Source organism: Flavobacterium sp. JLP, from assembly GCF_015350755.1.
Taxonomy (GTDB): Bacteria; Bacteroidota; Bacteroidia; order Flavobacteriales; family Flavobacteriaceae; genus Flavobacterium.
Genome location: NZ_JADKPS010000010.1, coordinates 75,057 through 94,975 on the forward strand (window position 1 = coordinate 75,057; position 19,919 = coordinate 94,975).

Here is a 19,919-nt window from a genome sequence, read left to right on the forward strand (position 1 = left end):
AGTGTTTTTTATTTAAAAAAAAATTACTAAAAAAGCTACAATGAGGAAAGCCGTAAGTAAATAAAAAAAATATAATATAGTTTTGGCCTCGTTAACAAATAAATAACATTATTTGAAATTTTAGAAAAAAGCAAAAATAAAATCATCTACTATTATAAAAGAGAGATAAATAATGGGTTTTTAACATAAAAAAATGCTTATAGAATAAAATTATTTGAAATAAGATTAATATTAACAAGAATAGTTACAAATCTAAACACTTCAAAGTTATATTATTTAGTAAAAAAGTATTTAACACAAATCATTAAATTTTCTAGAAGCAAATAAGGCTGTATTTAAGCAAAAAAACATAAAATTAATTTACAAAATTTTTAACAAATTTATTCTGTGAAAAAAAATACCCAATTGGCATTAATAACATGTAATGTCTTATTAATTATAATTATAACAGTTATAGTTTTTATCAATTTTAATAAAAACTCCAAAATTGTTTATGTAGATAATAGTCAAGTATTTAACAATTTCAATATGACTAAAGAATTAAAGCTTGTAGGCGAAAAGGAATTTAATAGTAAAAAATTGCATGTTGATTCTTTATATCAAAAAATACAATTTTCTGCAACAGCTACAGAAAGAAAAGTACTAATGCAAGAGTTTATCCAGTCGAAAGAAGAACTCGAACAATTTAATCAAGTATTTGCTTCTGAACAATCTTCAAAAATATTAGCAAGAATTAAAAGCTACTCGGCAAAATTTTCAGAAGAGAATGATTATAATCTTATAATCGGTTCTGACACCAAAACAAATATTTTATTTGCTTCTGAAGACATAGATGTAACAAACGACTTAGTTTCATACATAAATAAAAAATATGAAGGACTTAAATAAGGTTATTTTTGTCTTTCTTTTTTTTGCTTTATTTTCTTGCAGGAAAGACCAATCAAAAAATATACACGACTCAGAAATTAGAGATAGATATTTTAATCTCGAAAAAATAGGCTGGAAATCTCGTTCATATACGCAAATTGTAGAAGATATTGGTTTTACTGCTACTGAGGTTCCCATTCAATATTATTTGCTAAAAGATCAGGGAATTGAAAACTTACAACACGTTGATTCTCTTTACGAAGAAAATAAAACAGAGCGTGTTATAGAGTTTGTATTTCAACAAGATGAAGAGAAAGACCTACTGAGCAAAGATTTTACAGGCATGGATTATACTGCTGCTGTAAAGTACATGTCTTTTGGCCTTGACAAAGATTTTTATGTTGTGACTTCAAAGAAAGATACAATTAAATGTTCTGGAGTAAACTTTGAGCGTAATTATAAAATCGCTCCATTCCAAAAAGTACTGCTATTCTTCTCAGGAATAGATCCCAACGATAAAATACAATTGATTTACAATGATTTCCTTTTTAGAAAGGGAATATTAAAATTTAAATTCAAAGATCCATTTACCCCTGTAGCCTTATGATCAAGCCAAAAAAAGTAAGTAAATTTAAAAAAACTGTCGCTATTTATTTAGCGATGATGATTCTTTTGGAAACCTTTCAGCCAATGCAGATGTATGCTTTGACGAGCGGGCCTACACAGCCTGAATTCAATTCTTTTACACCCATAGGCACTTCAGATATGGTAGACTTAGCAAGTGGTGACTTTAATTACAATATTCCAATCATGGATGTGGGTGGATATCCACTGAATCTTGCATACAATTCAGGAATAACCATGGATCAGGAAGCATCTTGGGTAGGACTTGGATGGAATCTAAATGTAGGACAGATAGAAAGACAAGTTCGAGGTTTGCCAGATGATTTTAGAGGCGATGAAATGACTTATGAAAACAATTTAAGGCAAAACAGAACGGTAGGTATTAATGTAGGTGTTAATGGTGCTTATACTGGTTTTGATGCTTTGCAATTGGGTGTTGGATTGGGAGTTGAATCTAATAATTATGAAGGAATTTCATTTAAACCTTCTTATGGTATTGGATTTAATTTTAATGGCAACGTATCGGTTGGGATGGATTTCTCAAGTTCTTTAGACGGTGGCGCTACAGTAACTCCTAGAATTGGTATTTCTACTAAAATGCAAGATAACGGCTGTGAAACTACTTCACTAAACAGCTCTATTTCTTTAGGTTTAAATAGCAGAAAAGGAGTTGAAAATCTTAATGTATCTGCAAGTATTAGTCAACAAGGAGAAACTGCGGATAAAAAGACCGGCCGAGATGGTAACGACTATTATGATAATATTAAAAGAGCTTCTGGCGGCGGCGGTATTGGCGGCAGTATTTCTTTCAATAATTTAAGTTATACTCCTACTAAAAGAATTGGATTTAGAAATGAAAACTTTTCTTTTAACGGCGCTATTGGAGGAGAGGTCTTTGGAATAGAAGGTCAGGTTCAAGTTACAGGCTATGGTTCTTATCAAAGTGTTGCAGATGAATATCGTAACAGAACAGAAAAAGGTTATGGCTATGAAAATACTGAATATAAAAAAGTAAATGAGTCTGGAGTCTTAGATTTTAATAGAGAAAATGAAAAAACGGTAAGCAAAAACACGCTGGCTCTACCGGTAACAAATTATACTTATGACACTTATAGTATAGACGGACAAGGTGTATCAGGTATGTTTAGACCGTATAGATCAAAAGTAAGCAGTGTATATAATGACGAAGTTGTGGATCTTGGCAAAAGCCAAAATTTTGGTGTTGAAGTTGGTTTAGGTAATTTATTTCATGCCAGTGGTGATTTTAAGAAAGCTCCCTCTGAAAGTACTACAGGCGGATGGTTCGAAAATAACAATGTATTAGCCCGTTTTAACGAAAAAAGCACTGATAAAAAAGAATTGACTTATGAACCCGTTACCTTCAAAATGGTTGGTGCTGCAATAGTAGATCCAGAAACTATTTATAAAGATAAAATATACGAGACAAAAGCCTTAAGAGTTGATATTGACGGAAATAAAAAAAATACGTACACTAGTCCTTATACATTTACAGGTGGCAGCTATGGCAATACAGAAATAAAGAGATCGAAACGATTTGTACGAAGTCAGGTCATTCAGAAAATTACAAGCGCAGAAGCGTCTAGAGATAAATTTATTATAAAAAACGATAATGCTAGACCACACCACACCGCTGGAATAAAAGTTTTGCAGGCAGATGGTACCAGTTATGTGTACGGAGAAACAGCTTACAATATCAAAAAATCAGAAGCTACTTTTGATGTTTCTGGAAAAAGTGGCAACAACACTACCGGACTAGTTGAGTATAATGGATCTCTTTATGGAAACGGGGATAATAAAACAAGTGATGAATATGTAAACAGAGTAATAACTCCTGCTTATGCACATAGCTATCTATTATCTACTGTTCTTTCATCAGATTATCAAGACATTGATGACAATGGACCAACAATAAATGATTTGGGTGCTTTTACTAAGTTTGAATATACGACAGTCTCAGCTTATAAATGGAGAGTACCTTTTGAAAAAAACACCGCAACCTATAATGAAGGCCTTATTTCAAAAAAAGACGATCAAAAAGGAAACTATTTATATGGCGAAAAAGAACTTAAATATCTTGATAAAATAGTCACTAAAACTCATGTGGCATTCTTTGATCTTGAAGACAGAAAAGATGCTATTGCTGTTGCTGATGAAAATGGAGGTGCAGGTTCAGGAAGAATGAAAAAGCTTCATGCAATACGATTATATTCTAGACCAGAAGTTACTGACGCCACAGGTGCGATTTTTGATCCGTCTAAAATTGCAGGAAGCGCTGTAAAACCAATAAAAACTGCGCATTTTGTATATAGCTATAATATATGTAAAGGAATGCCAAATAATGACAAAAGTACTTCGCTTACACCTAATGAATTAAGTAATAACGGTGGAAAATTAACGCTTGAAAAAGTATATTTTACGTATCGAGGTTCTAATATGGGAAAATATACGCCATATGTTTTCAATTATGGAGCAGATGACTCCGTTAACAATCCTGACTATGACATGAAAGGATTTGATATTTGGGGAAATTACAAAAAAAATCCTGCTAATAGCGGCAATATAAATACTCCATTATCTAATACTGAATTTCCTTTTGTTGATCAAAATAAAACAAAAGTAAGTCCTGACTTAACTAAAAATCAAGCCGATATTAATACCGCTTCCTGGAACTTGAAATCAGTTACATTACCCTCTGGAGGAGAAATCAAAATCGAGACTGAAAGTGATGATTACCAATACGTGCAGGACAAAAAAGCAATGCAAATGTATAAAGTAATTGGTGTCGGGAATGATGTAGTTCCTAATATAGATGAAGGCACAAACATATTATACAATGGCAGTAATCATAAAAAGTTCTTGTACGTAAAACTAAGTAATGATAATCTATTAACGGCTGATGGCAGATTCTCAAGACAGGAATTTCTTGATAAATATTTAAGTGAGAATTTAGATTTAAGAAAGCCTATTCAGTTTAAGTTTATGCTGAATATGTCTAATAATGCACAACAGTATGAATATGTTTCAGGCTATTTTAAAATAGCAAATACTACTGAAATTGACATTAAATACAGTTTTGATTTAGGAGGAACAATAGCTTCTATTCCGGTAGAATTTTTAGCAAGGGATAAAGGAACCGGTAACGAAGTAAATCCAATTGCAAAAGCTGGGTGGGGTTTTGGGCGTACGTTCCTGAATAGATTAACATGCGGTATAAACGATGATCCTGCAGCAACAGATTTTAATTCTATTGTAAAAAACCTGAGAGGCAGTTTAAGTATTATAAAAGAAATGTTTGATGGGCCGAATGGTTATTTACAAACTAAAGGACGTGCAAGAATTTTTAAACCTGAAAAGTCTTGGATCCGATTAGAAAATCCAGATGGCCATAAATTGGGGGGAGGACTTCGAGTTAAATCTGTAAAATTAAGCGACAATTGGACGCAAATGCTTGAAGGCACAGCAGGAACAAGATTGAACGACATGGAGTATGGTCAAACCTATTCTTATGATGATACCGATGGAAAATCTAGTGGAGTAGCGACTTTTGAACCTAATATGTGTGCTGAAAATCCTTTTGTAGAGCCTTTTTATAATGCAAAAGGAAATTATGCAGAAACTGTAGCTGCACCTATGGAAAGCAATTATGTAGAAAAACCATTTGGAGTTAATTTTTTCCCTGCCGCAAAAGTTACTTATGGAAGAGTCACAGTGAAAAATTTGGATTGGAAAGATAATAACACTGGAAGCGTTGTAAAAAAACACGCCACTGGAAATGTAATAACAAAACATTATACCAGTCATGATTTTCCAACAAAAGTGTCCTACACCGATGTGAAGATGATTAACGGAATTACAGAAACCAGCATTATTAAAGATCTGTTGAAGAATGTCATAAGAGGCGGAAATATAGATGTTAGAAATCTATTGACAATGACCCAAGGCTATTCTATTGAAACCAATGACATGAATGGCAAAGTGAAATTACAGGAAGTGTACAATGAAGCCAAAGAAATAGTTTCTTCCGTTGAATACAAATATAATTTAGATGAACAAGGAAATATAGATAACAATATTACTACTGTAGATGAAAAAGGAAATGTATCTAAAAAATTAATTGGCGTTGACTATGATTTAATAAATGACTTTAACAGAAGTTTTGCTAAAACAGAAACCTCTGGTTTTAAAGCAAATGTTGCAGGTTATCTAATTCCTGTTGGGATATTTCCAATACCTATATTTATACCTACGGTCTTTCCAGAATCATCTACGAACATTAATGAACTTCGTACAGCAGTAACCACAAAGCATGTACATAAAACTGCTCTATTGGTTGAAAAAATAGCAACTGATTTGGGTGCTACCGTATCTACAAAAAATCTTGGATGGGATGCCAGTACAGGTGATGTACTCTTAACAGAAACTGTTAATGAATATAGTGATCATTACTATTCTTTCAACTTCCCTGCTTATTGGATGTATGATGGAATGGGGTTGGCTTCTCAAAATATTGGTATTGAAGGAAAATTGATTGCTAATTCAACAGCCCCTAATGGCGCTAGTGGTAATCCAGGTCTAGGTCAGGCTGGAAACGCTTACTTTAAACTCGAAAATGGGGATGTTTCTAAAATATTCCATGTCGGAGATGAGCTCGCTGTAGATAACGGTGTAGTTCAGTCATCTGGAGTATGGGGCCAAAGCTTACCCGCAGTATATAAATTATGGATAGTAGGATTTAATAGCGATAAAACAGGTGTTTTATTAATGGATAGAAATGGAAATTATATCAACAAATGTGAAGATTTAAATAATTTTAATTTTAAAATTGTTCGTTCTGGATATAAAAATATGCAAACCGCCTCAATGGCTTCGATTACTTCTATGATCAATCCGATAAAGAATGGAAAGCTAGATCAAGATTCATTTCAATTCAACTCGAACTCAAGTTTTAATCCTAGAATAATTAATGCAAGCGCAGTTGTTTATAAGGATCATTGGAATACACAAGTTGAATCTAATCTTCCGTATTATCCAAGTTATAATTCTAGCAGTGCTGTCTCACATATAGATCCAGCTACTGGCAATATTATAATTGACAAAGATCTAAACTTGATTTATCCTTCTGGAGATGTTAAATACCCTAATGACGTTAAAGTAAATCCTTATCTCTGGAACATTAAAGGTAATTGGAGAGCCGAAAAATCGTATGCCTATTTAACAGGCAGAAATAGCAGAAGAGGAGATAGTAATAACCCTAGAAACGAAGGTTTCTTTACTAGTTTCAACCCTTTTTATAAACTAGACCGCAGCTCTCAAATTCCTGTTTGGAAGATTGACGATACCAATTGGACCTCTGCAAGCAGTGTTACTAAATACAGTCCTTATGGAGCAGAATTAGAAAACAAAGATGCGCTAGAACGCTACAGTGCAGCACAGTATGGTTATATGTATAAACTGCCTATGGCGGTAGCTTCTAACTCGAAATACCAACAAATAGGATACGAAGGATTTGAGGAAAAGAAAACTGTAACTACCAAAAAACATTTTGGTTTTGCAAATGACAAGCTAAATATTGATTCTAATCAATCTCATACTGGAAAAAATAGTCTAAAAGTATCTAAAGGTACTTCTAGCACGATGACGAGAAATTTGTTTGCCAGTATTCCTAAAATTGATGAGGCGAAGTGTCCTGCTGTTGTTGTAAATCCTCCCGTTACACAAAACTATCAAATCGACCTATGGTATATGGAAAATCATACTAGTTCCCCTAATAATGTTTTAATAATTAATTATGGAATAACAGATAAAATTACACAAAGACCAATATATGGGATTAGTTTAGACTTACAAGTATACCATCCAGATGACCAAACCTGGTATACTGTGGCGACGATACGTGATGAAATAGGTGACGCAGATGGAACAGGCTTTACCAATTTATATAACTTCCCTGTAGAAAATTCATATTATCGATTAAGATATTTTACGCTAGATCATGAAGAAATAATTTCTGGCCAAATGACAATTCACTAATAAGAAATTTAAATAATCAAAATTTTATTAAGGTAATAGACTATTAATAAAGTTAAAACTTAAATAATATTTTTTGTATCTAAAAATTTAAAAATGAAAAAAATAATACTGTTTATCTTTTTTATATTCTTATTGTCCTCTAGCTTGGCTTTTGGTCAGAACATGGGTTCGTATAGGGTAAAAACAATGCTTTACATTAGTCCTGGAGGTGGAAATTACGGTGACGGATGCAGAAACGATGTAAATATTACTTTGATTTATAAAGACGGTATTGTACAAGCTCTGAGTAAGAACTTAAGCGGTATATCACGAGGACAAAACACTTATTATGAAAGTAATGTAGATGTTTTAGCAAATAGGGTTCCAGATAAAATTCAAGTCAAATCTTCTAGAAACTGGAAGAGAACAATAGGCGGATGTGGAGGAAATGGTTCTTTTAATGACGATTTAAAAGAAGGTACTTTTGCATTTTGTACAAATACTTACAATGATATTGTAAGATGGTGGAACGATCAATTAACAATAACAAATGTTCCTTTACTTAAAATCAAGGACACTGGTGCAAGTACTCTACTTCCAATTAATGATAACATTATAATAGAATCAGATATAGGTTTTCCTTCGAGTGAATATAATTGGCAATATTCTTTAAACGCAACAACTTGGATTGATTTGCCACAATTTAGCGGTATGCCTTCATTAAATACTAATGCTGCAATTATTTTGGGGAATACTAATGTAAATAGTTATGTGAACAAGAACATTTATATTAGACAAAGAGCAACCTGTAATGCATTTTCAAATATAGTCACTTATATTATAAAGCGATATTCACAAGCAAATCAAGCAGCACTTGATGAATTGTCTAACAGTTCTTTTATGCCGGAAGCTGGTAAATATATTGTTTCAGGCTGGGTAAAAGAAAATGTTGCGCAACAGCAAATTACGTATTCTCAAAGCAACATATCAATTTCTATTGCAAATGGCAATGGAGCATCATTCTATTCTGAAACATTTAAGCCTTCTGGAGCAATTATAGACGGTTGGCAACGCATTTTGGGCATTATTGAAATTCCTGCTATAGTTGCAGAAAATAATCCAAGTTTAGAAATCGCTTTAAATTGTACTAACACTACGGCAGACTGCTATTTTGATGACATTCGATTTTTCCCTTACAATGGGAATTTAAAAAGTTTTGTTTATGATGAAGATACCCAAAAACTCATGGCAGAATTAGATGAAAACAACTACGCCTCGTTTTATGAATATGATCTCGAAGGAGGATTGGTAAGAGTGAAGAAAGAAACAGAAAAAGGAGTTTATACCATACAAGAAACGCGAAGTAATAGTCCAAAAAGGGAATGATAATTCCTTGATTGTTAATAGTTCTGATTTTATTGAACAACAGTTCTATTGGTCAAACCGAAGGGGTATTTAAACTTATTTTGAAAATAATTTTGAATCCATCCCTCCTATTTAACGCCAATTATTTCAGTATCAATAACAATCTTTTGGAAAAGTTTAAAACATATAAGTTAATCACGTTATAATTATAATATGAATATATCATTGAATGTGTTAAGTAAAAAGATAAGCTTAATTGGGTTATTGTTCTTTACAGTACTACTCAGCGCACAAGTACAAGAAAGAGAGTATACTAGTTTTAAGCCAACAGCGATTACCAGTTTTGGCAATGCTCCTATCTCTATTTTTGATTCAGAAGCTAATTTTCCGAATCAAAACAATTTAGGCTCTTATTGCTACTTGTCATTAAGTATCGATAATAATCTAGCACCATATGTCGCTTATGAATTAAAGGCAACTTTTAGAGTAACTCCTTTAAAACAAGACGGCAGTAATGATACTTCTTTTGATAAAGAATTGACAGTTAATTATAACCCCAATCCTGCTAAAAACGGAGGTGCAAACTTTAGCGATTTAAGTTATTTAAAAATCGAAAACAGGTTTGGTATCAGAGTACAATTGATTTCATACAATGCATTGAATACAGCTAACGGAAACGTAGTACCAAATAATGCTTTCGTTAATATGGGTTTCAAGACAAAAAGGTATTATGCAGTATCACAACAATTGCCTAATCCGATTGGCTCAACTAATGCTACAGGAAGTTCAGTAACCATTAACTGGGCAAGTTTAGCTGGTGCTTTAGAATATGAATTAGAATGGACTTGGATTGATAATTATAGTAATGAAGGCATAACTGCTCATTTATCTGGAGATCAAATTCCATTTAAAGAGAGAGATTTTGAACTCAATAATACCCGAATCATAACTTCTAAAAACACATTTGAAATACCCTTAATATACAGTAAAGGGTATTTGATATATAGAGTACGAGGAATCAGCAGAAATACAGAACTTGTTAAATATTATGGTAATTGGAGTTCAGGAACTAGTGTAAAAAACACAATTGCTGATTGGCCTCATCAGAGCATTATTTCTGAACATGAAGCTGGCAAAAACTGGCAATTTCAAGCGAGCTATGCCGAAGATGGAAAGAAAAAAGAAATCGTCAGTTATTTTGACGGCTCATTGAGAAATCGCCAAACAGTAACCAAAATAAATACCGATAATACTACTATAGTAGGAGAAATTATTTATGACAGTCAAGGAAGAGCCGGCCTAGAGATATTGCCTGCTCCAAATGTTGATTCTAATATTCATTATTTTAAAAATTACAACTTAAATAGCCAAAGCAAATCCTATTCTTTTAAAGATTTTGATATAGATGGAGGAAGCTGTTTTAGCAATGTTTCTGGAATGTCGGATAGTTCTGGATCAAGCAGGTATTATTCTCCAACGGGATATTCGGATTTTTCTTCAAGAACTAACCAGGCTTATGTACCGGATGCCAAACTATATCCTTTCTCACAAATAGAATACACACCTGACAACACAGGCCGAATAGCTAGAAAAGGCGGCGTGGGTGTAGAGCATCAGCTTGGCAGTAATCATGAGATGAAATATTTTTACACAACACCTTCAGCTCCAGAGCTGCATAGATTGTTTGGTTATAGTGTAGGTGAATCTTCTCATTATAAAAAAAATATTGTAGTTGATCCTAATAAACAAGTATCTGTAAGTTATCTAGATCCACAAGGGCGCACTATTGCTACGGCGTTGTCTGGAAAATCACCAAATAACCTTATTAGCTTGCCAGAAGAAAACGTAGATACTAAGGCTAATGCTGATGCTAACGGTCATGGAAGTGTTACTGCAGACTTACTCAACAAACTTGCAGTTACTGATGCAGATACAGCAAAAGACAACAACATATTACAATCGACAGGAATATTTCCTCAAAGCAATGATATTTTGACTCTTTCAAAATCAGTAGAAGTCACAAATGACGGAGAAGGATATGACTTTGAATATAGTTTAGATCAAACAAACTCATTCTCTCCTTTTTATTGCCCAACAGGTTTATATCCTTTCGTGTATGATGTTAAATTGGGTTTAAAAGACGATTGTGGCAATGAAAAATTAGATACGCCTATTTTTAAAACTGTTGGTACGTTTAGTTTATCAGGCAGCAATATTCCGGCAAGTCTGCCTGTAGTTAAGTCAAAAGCAACTTTAAATACAGGAAGCTATAGTCTGAAAAAAGAAATTAAGGTAAATGAAAAAGCATTAAACGATTACGCTGATGATTACATAAAAAAATTGACCACAGCTAGTTCTGAATGCTATATTGATCCTAATGATCCAAAATTTGGATTATCACCCAATACTCAATTTATTTATGATTCGTGTAATATTACATGTGAGAGCTGTACAAAAAGTATAGGAACAAAATTGAATTATGTTCAAGGTGCTTTCGATAAATTATACGGCAAAGTAGTTCTAAGTGTATACGCGTCAGGCAATACAACAAGCATTACATTAAACAATGGTGCTACAGATATGGAAGGCAATATAATAACAGTATCTGATGTAAATTCTTTAAATATACGTTTCAGTAGAGAATGGGATTTGTTATATGCAGAATGTGATAAAATATGTAATCCTACATTCGTTGATTTTGAAACTTCTTGTCAAATGAATGAAAATTTATTGATCTCAGATTTGAGACCTAATGGACAATATGGAGCTACTGATGTAAATACTATAGATGCAAACGGAAATAAAGTACCCAATTCAAATTTTGACAAATTAAGTGTTTTCAATTCAGATGGTAGTCTTTATTATAACGGTGCAACCACTGGAAACAACTGGAAACATCCTAGAAGAGCAATTAGCCCTACTCAAGATCAAGTAGATACTTATAAAGATTCTTATGGAGTTCCGTCAGTAATTGAAGTTAAAATAATAGACAATACAAGTACTCCTAAAATATATTCACCTGAAGTTGATCCGGCCTTTACTCCTGTCCTTAGTCCTGCAAAAGCTCCAGACGGGAGTGATATTTGGACCGTACAGCCAGAGCAATTGAAGGACGTAAGCGATTTTATAGCGCATTGGGAAGACAGTTGGGCGCAATCTTTATTACTTTATCACCCAGAATATAGATATTTAGAATATAGCCGTGAAATATGCCAAAGAACAATAAACTTTACTATAGCTAAAAGTACAGGAACAATTTCTACACCTTTATCTTCTGATGGTTATGATTCTTATTTAATGAATACTGCAACTTATGCTGATGCATATTCAAAAGGATTTATTGATTTTGACAGTGCAGGAAATTCAGGCAAATTCAAAATTTACAATAATGACCCTTATTTTAAACAAGCACAATCTCCTGCTCCATTTGAAGATGCCACTCTTTATAGTATGAGAGTTGGTACTGGAAGTATAATGTATCAGGCTATAAACAACAGTTACATCGGAGCAGATAATACTAATTTAACTATGTATCAAGTAGCTGTACAAAGTGTATTGTGCAACTCTTTTTCTCAATGTGACTTAACTAATATTACATTAAGTGCATCTGAAAAAAATGAGGTATGGAATGTTTATAAAGGTTTGTACATCGGATTAAAAAATAAAATCAAACATATATTCAGCAATATATATGCTATGCAGCGCAAATCTTTTAATGGCTGTGTAGGTCAAGCATCTTCTAGTGCAATTACAGATGTTTTGAGTGATAATTTCACTCAGAAAAAGTTGCTGTCTAATTATATTCAAAATAACATTGTTACTGCAGGCTCTTTATGTGAAAGCAGCAGTGCAATATTATATCAAAGCAAACAAAAAAATTATCTTCCAGCAGATTTTGGATACAACTCGAGCTTAAGTCCTACAGATGCTATGGCCAATGCAGTTCAAGCAAACCATTTTGAGTATTATGCTCAAACTGGAAATTGCCCACTTTTGTTTGACTTCGATATATTTTTGAATGGATTTTTCAAAGATGGTGCTTTTACTTCACCAGTATCTTTATCGAATGCAGCTTTTAATAAGTCGTATATTACCAAAGAATTGATTAAAAAATTAATTATTCCTTCGGCTAATCAAACATTAGAAGGATTATTTGCAAATGGATTACAGCCTTTAACTGTTTCAACACCAGCAACAGGAGCAACTTTGACTATTAACATTACTCCAAAAACTGGAGGAGATTTTTCAACTTGTCCAATTTCAGTACAACTGCCTAAAACAAGTGGTTATACTTGGGCAAATTACGGCTCTTCTTGGTCTATTAAAAATCTAAAGCAAATCTATTACGATTTAGGAAATTCAAAACCTTCAGAAGGAAAATACAAATTCTCTGTCGTGGCTGAAATAGGAGCTGTTGGAAGTAATGAGATTTCTAATGAAATTATTCTAACCGGAGAAACTTGCGCTCCTATAGGGGAATGCGGGACATCTCCAAATGCTATTGGTGAAGTTTTAGATCCTAATCAAGCAACAAATGACCAGGGAGTTGGCTGTAATAAAAAATCTAAGTTTGAAAAAGCTTTGATACCTCTTTTCAACGAATTAAAAACAAAAGGTACCTTTAATAGCACTACGCCTATTGATATAAGTAATTATACAGCGTATAATAATTCTTATTTAGAAGAATTTTTCGGAGCCAATACTAGTATAACTTGGGAAAGAAATGCACAAAATATATATTTCAAACAAGGTACAAATATCATTGCAAACCTTGTTCTAGAATCTGTCAGAGAAGGTGTTTTGATTGACTCTTATACCTTCAAAAAATTTGAGTCTATAACAATTAAGTCCCCAGATAATAATGCTGAAAGTTCATTTCAGTTAGTTACTTCTGGCAATACTAATTTCACTACTGGTACAGCTATTTTAAAAGGAACGTTAAAACTTTTTACTAATAATTTTGACTGTTGTCCTTTTGTTGCTATTATGGATGATGACCGCGATGGAGTTCCAAATGAGCTAGACAACTGTCCAACTACACCAAATACAGATCAATTGGATATTAATCCTAAAGATGGTATTGGAGATGCTTGTCAAAATGTTATTCCGTGTGAAGGTCTATCTATAGCTGCCTGTAGCAATTCAGAAACTGAAATTACTTTTGAAAACGATCTAAAAGACTTTATAAATCAAATTTTATCTGATCCTAATTATACAATTAATTATGGAGGAGTAGCATCACCTGACACTGCAATTTATCGCGTCTGCAGCGAGTACCCTGCTATGAATAATCTTATCAATAATTCTAATTTAGTGGCTCGTTTTGAAAGATATAGAAAAGCAAATCTCCCTAATTTTCCACCAACTGACCTTTATCAGTTTCAGGTCAATTATTCAGGTTTTAGGGACACCATAATTATTTCGTTCCATGATAACGAAGGCAATCAAATGCCTGTCTTTTGGATAGGGGTACCTCCTAGTTATATCGTTCAAGAGCCAATTCTTCATCTTAACAAAATTGATATCGATTCAAATAATGTATTACATATAAATTATGATACTGAAAGCCAAAAATGTGTTGCATTCGAAGGAACAATATCTATGTCTTTAGGTGATGATGATTTTTGTAATTTCTTTGCTCCTCTAGTACCTGCGGAGATTGAAAAAATAGTTAGTTGCGAAAATTCGCAAGAAAATGAAGAATTATATGAAAATGGATTAAAAAACATTTTAAATGAAGTTATAGCTGCAAATTACCAATTTAATCCTAATGGGGGTTTTGTAAATGATGCTACTACAATAAATGCATACCCTAATGTAAATTCATTTGTTCAGGAAACTCAATTGGAGAGCAGATTTCAAAAATTAAAAGAAAGTTTTGCGGCTAGTTATCCAAATAATTATGATGTAGAAATATCAAAATGTCAAATATTTTCATCTTCGGATTATTTTGCAATAGGATTCTTCGATCATGATTATGTAAGTCCAGCTTCTGCAGGATCATGGGGAACAGGCGGCATAGACAAAATATTTTGCAGAATTGAAATGGATTTTGGAATCCAAGATATTGCTACTGTTTTAAGTGTAGATTATATAGGCGATAGCAGTCTTTTAATTTATTATAAGAACAAAAATAGCAATGTAATAGAGTCGAAAATTGTATTTCTGCAAAATAGAATGAACTTTTATGCTCCAGGTACAATGCTAGATGCAGGTCCTAGTGATTTCTGTGATTTCCTTTCAGACAATACAGTTGCCAGAGCGAGAATGATTGCTGAGTCTGTACCATCAAATGATTATTATTTATTACAAAGTGATGCAATCAGTTTACAAGAACTAGCCAGTAAAGCAACTGCTAGATCTAAAAAAGCTACAAGTTCTCTTAGAAGTGCTGTTAAAAGCTCTCAAAGGTTATTAGCTTCGGTAGAAACATGTACTACATGTATTCCTCAAACTGTAGCTCCTGTCGCTTGCGATGAAAAGAAAGCTGCTTTTATAAGCGGGATGAATAAAATAAGCATAGCTGATTACTCAGTGCCACAAGCTACTCTTGATAATTTTTGCAATAATGGTTATCAGTATATTTCAGACAGCTATATCAGATACTTAACTGAACTAGATGTTAAAGAGCTTTATGATATCCGTTTTAGAACACTTGCAGAATTTGGAGACACTTACTTGCATTACGGTTTTAACGGTATCAATGCTGTGATAGAGCAATACAAAAAATATTATACAGATAATATAGCTAATAATGAGGTAACTCCTGTGCTGAACTGGAATGATTGGGTAGAAACTGTATTTAGACCAGCTAATAATGGTAAAATTTGTCCTCCAGCAGCATTAACTAGTGTGGTTTCACCTAGTCTACCTGAAGAGACAGAATCAACTTGTGAAAAACTTGTAAAAAACATTGCTGAAGCTTTTTCTGCAGATAATTATAATAATTTACTGCAAGAGAAACGCAAAGAATTTATTGCATCGTATATCAAAAAAGCGATGTCAGAGGTTGTTGAAAATCTTGACATGACGTATTATGATCAAGAATATCAATATACGCTTTATTATTATGACCAAGCAGGAAATCTTACTCAAACTGTAGCTCCAGAAGGAGTAAATCGCTTTTCACCAGCTGATATTAAAGCAAAAAATGCACTAATAGAAGCTTACAAAATAGCTGATGACCCACTTAAACAATTTACAGGTGATATTTCGAATTTACAGCCTAATCATAAATTTAAGACCGAATACCGCTACAATTCATTAAATCAGTTAGTTTGGCAAAATACTCCAGATGGCAATACCACAACTTTTGCTTATGATAAATTGGGCAGAATCATTGCCTCGCAAAACCGAAAACAACTAACAGGAACTGTTGCCAAAATGAGCTATACAAACTATGATAGCCTAGGAAGGATAAATCAGGCTGGCGAAATAGAAAGTTTTGTATTTAATGCAGCCAATCCATCCGCATCTGTAAGTTATAGTATATCTGCCGAAGGAAGACTTTTGCGCAGTCCAAAACCTATTGGAGCTGTAAATGCCATAGTAGATGGTTTTGAGAGCAGTTTGCCTAAAACTCAGGTTACAAGAACTATTTATGATGAAGATCCAGAAGTAGAACCTACTGTCAAAGCTTCTTCATTATTTATTACAAATGTTGCAGCAGGAGTTAATCCAGCATACAATAACCGTAATAGAGTAACTGGAATATTCTATCATCAAAATTATACGAATGCGAATACTTTTGATAACGCCATTTTATATAATTATGATGTGCACGGCAATGTAAAAGAGATAGTTAATTACTATACTGCTCTAAAAAATCCTAATTGTACTCAAACTGTTATCAACACAACCACAGGACAAACAAATGACTGTGAAGTTCATTTAAAAAGAATTGTTTACGATTATGATCTTATAAGCGGCAATGTAAATACAGTTAAATTTCAGCCTAACAAATTTGATCAATTTACGCATCGCTATAACTATGATGCAGACAATCGTATTGTAAATGTCGAAACATCATCAGATGGTACACTTTGGGAAAAAGATGCTAGCTACAAATATTATGCACACGGACCTTTAGCGAGAGTAGAATTAGGCGACAAAAAAGTGCAGGGAATAGATTATGCTTATACGCTACAGGGCTGGTTAAAAACAGTTAATGGAGAAAACCTATCTAGCAGTGATAATGACTTAGGCAAAGATGGAGCATCTGCAAGTTCTACAAAAACAAAAGATGCTTTTGGTTATTCTTTAAGTTATTATGACAATGACTATAAAGCGATATCAGGGGATAACGGAAGTGACTCTTTCAAACCTTTAATGGTAAGTCGTAATACAACTGGCACAAGCCTTCAAAACTTGTACAATGGTAATATTAAGCAAATGACAACAGCTATTCGTAAAGAAGGCGATCAGTTGCTTGCTATACAAAAAAATAATTATAGTTACGATCAGCTGAATCGTATAAAAACAATGACTTCTCAAGCTTTTGATGCTTTCACAATGCAAGCAGCTGAAAGTTATGAATCCAGCTATTCTTACGATAAAAACGGTAATTTACAAACCATGCGTAACACCGCACCGGGCGTTTATCCTAACTCAACACTACCAAATCCAGAGATGGACAACTTTACCTATAAATACATTCCTGGAACTAACAAGCTAACAAATGTATTTGATGTGGCTAAAGATATATTTACCGATACTGGTATTGATATCAAGCAAAATCTAATTGAAAAGGCTAATTATAATCTAGGTGATTCTAATACGTATAACTATGTTTATGACGCTATTGGTCAATTGATACAAGATAAAAACGAAGGTTTGACTATTGACTGGCGTGTTGATGGCAAAGTTGAAAAAGTTACTAACAGCAAAGCTGGTGTTACTATCTTCTTTGATTATGATGGATTAGGCAATAGAATAGCAAAACGTGTACAACGTGGTCTTGATATCGTTCGTACGCATTATGCTCGTGATGCACAAGGCAATGTATTAGGAGTTTATGAAGAAAACTATAAGGTTAACGAACAGGGAAATAGTACTGAATCGTTATATCGTCTAAAAGAACACGACCTTTTTGGCAGCAGCCGTCTTGGACTCGAAGAATCTAATTTACTGATATACAAATTAGGAAATAGTTCCATTGCAAGCACAGGCAGAATAGCTGCAAAAACTAGTGCTTTAACTAAGAATTCTATATTGACAGGAACACCTGTTATTAGAGATTATTCGCTTCACTTTGATACTGCAACGGCTTCATCAACTTGGGGTATGTATTCGAATAATTCGCCTGCAATAGATCCAGATATGAAAAGTTTAAATTTGGACACATCCATTAAACTGATTAATGCCAATCCTGCTAATGGAACATATTTTGTAGGTGAATTGCAATACAAAGGCGTTAAACAAGAATCTGTTACCAAAAGTAAAATAGTAGATATAAAAGGTGTCGCTAACAATTGTGTCAGAAGAGTAGACAATGGTGATTTGATAAATCTTTTTAGAGTATCTGCAGGTAGTTGTACAACAGCAAATCCAGTATCTGTTTTTGGCCCTGCCGAAACAGGATTACTAGAATTTAAAACTGCCAGTTTACTAACAAATACCAATAGGGTAAAAGTTGGACTTACTATCAATAATCTTTTTTATGGTTTTAGGACAGTTAGGAATTCAGGGTTAACACAGCCAAGATTATATTACTCAAACGGAAATGCAGAAATTTTATATGGCACATACACTACAAATCAGATTTTGAAAATTGGAAAAACATTAGAATCTGGTAAATTTTTTATTACTCTTTACAAGGGAACAGCTATTGTGTTCAAAACACAAATTACACCAGGCGCTGCTGTTACTACTATAGATATAGCTGTACCTACACCGTTGGTTGCGTCTGTACAAGATCTTAAAGTTACCAAAGATGTAATTGAAAGCCAAACTAAAGAAATCACAAATCAAGTTCAAATTAACCTAGTTAAAAACAATAATTCGATTAGCCCTAAGATTACAGTTAATCAATACACTAAAATTACATCAGACAGCCCCGTTACTGCAACAATCAAAAGCTATGATGTGACTTTACAAGCAAATTTATTGACTACACCAGCCAATAGCATAGCTATAAAATTGAATACTACTTTTGGTACCAATCCTACCCTACTCGATGTAAATGGTTTCACGCAAATTGTTGAAAACAGAGCTAATTGGATCACACCAACAACAGTTAACCCAGCCAGTATACCGGCCGAAAACATTAATAAATTAGGAGGAGCTGGTAATGCCAGAGCACTTGGATTTGATATGTGTTATTTTAATTATGGTATCAATACTTTACAAAACGGGTTTACTTTTGACGATGCAACAGATTTGGCAAACACAAGTAATCCTCCTGTATCGAGTTTAGGAATACCAATAAACAATAATGTAATTCGTACTCTGGCACCTTGCCTGCCGGATACCGATGGAGATGGTATATTTGATTTATACGAAGTAAATAATGACCTAAGTTTTATAGATACTGATGGTGACGGTATAGCAAATCATGACGATAAAGATGACGATGGTGATGGTATTTATACCCTAAATGAAGGAGCGAACCCTGATGGCGACAAAAATCCTGCAACGGGAGCTACTCTAAATACTAATGCAATAGCTTCAATTCAGAATCCGAAAGCGTCAATCAACACCATACCTAACTATCTAGATGTTGATGATGATGGTGATGGTTATGCTACTTGGGAAACTTATGAGGGAGGCCCTGGAATGCTAAATGCTGCTACAACAGGTAGTACTTATACACTTAATACGGATGCACCAACGGATGGAATACCAAACTATTTGGATCCTACAAACGGACTTTTTACACCTGCGTTGCCTATAGTTCAAAGGAGTTTCTTATCTTCGATTGGAGATAAACGTTACGAGTTGTCAAATCACTTAGGAAACGTACTAGCCGTTATATCAGATAAAAAGATACCAACGACCATAGCTGGCGAGTTTAATGCCGAAGTTCTAAGCTATTC

The 19,919-nt window shown here is 33.5% G+C and carries 4 protein-coding genes and 1 pseudogene; all 5 read left to right on the forward strand.

All coding sequences use genetic code 11. The annotated features are described in order from the left end of the window. Window positions 1-387 precede the first annotated feature (387 nt). Window positions 388-888 (forward strand): OmpH family outer membrane protein, encoded by a 501-nt coding sequence (locus IRZ83_RS18950; RefSeq protein WP_194570715.1) that lies wholly within the window; start codon window positions 388-390, stop codon window positions 886-888. Further along, window positions 872-1,474 (forward strand): hypothetical protein, encoded by a 603-nt coding sequence (locus IRZ83_RS18955; protein WP_194570716.1) that lies wholly within the window; start codon window positions 872-874, stop codon window positions 1,472-1,474. Before IRZ83_RS18950 ends, IRZ83_RS18955 begins: the two co-directional genes overlap by 17 nt. Further along, entirely contained in the window at window positions 1,471-7,542 is a 6,072-nt protein-coding gene (locus IRZ83_RS18960; RefSeq protein ID WP_194570717.1) for a hypothetical protein, read from the forward strand. Before IRZ83_RS18955 ends, IRZ83_RS18960 begins: the two co-directional genes overlap by 4 nt. A gap of 93 nt (window positions 7,543-7,635) precedes the next feature. Then, on the forward strand, window positions 7,636-8,907 hold the full coding sequence (locus IRZ83_RS18965) for a hypothetical protein (RefSeq protein WP_194570718.1): 1,272 nt from the start codon (window positions 7,636-7,638) through the stop codon (window positions 8,905-8,907). A gap of 192 nt (window positions 8,908-9,099) precedes the next feature. Further along, window positions 9,100-19,919, forward strand: a pseudogene (locus IRZ83_RS18970) (hypothetical protein); the annotation flags it as partial.

Excerpts from the sequence above, each read along its gene's own strand:
- IRZ83_RS18955 (WP_194570716.1), top strand. The coding sequence starts at position 872 with ATGAAGGACTTAAATAAGGTTATTTTTGTCTTTCTTTTTTTTGCTTTA.
- IRZ83_RS18960 (WP_194570717.1), top strand. The coding sequence starts at position 1,471 with ATGATCAAGCCAAAAAAAGTAAGTAAATTTAAAAAAACTGTCGCTATT.
- IRZ83_RS18965 (WP_194570718.1), top strand. The coding sequence starts at position 7,636 with ATGAAAAAAATAATACTGTTTATCTTTTTTATATTCTTATTGTCCTCT.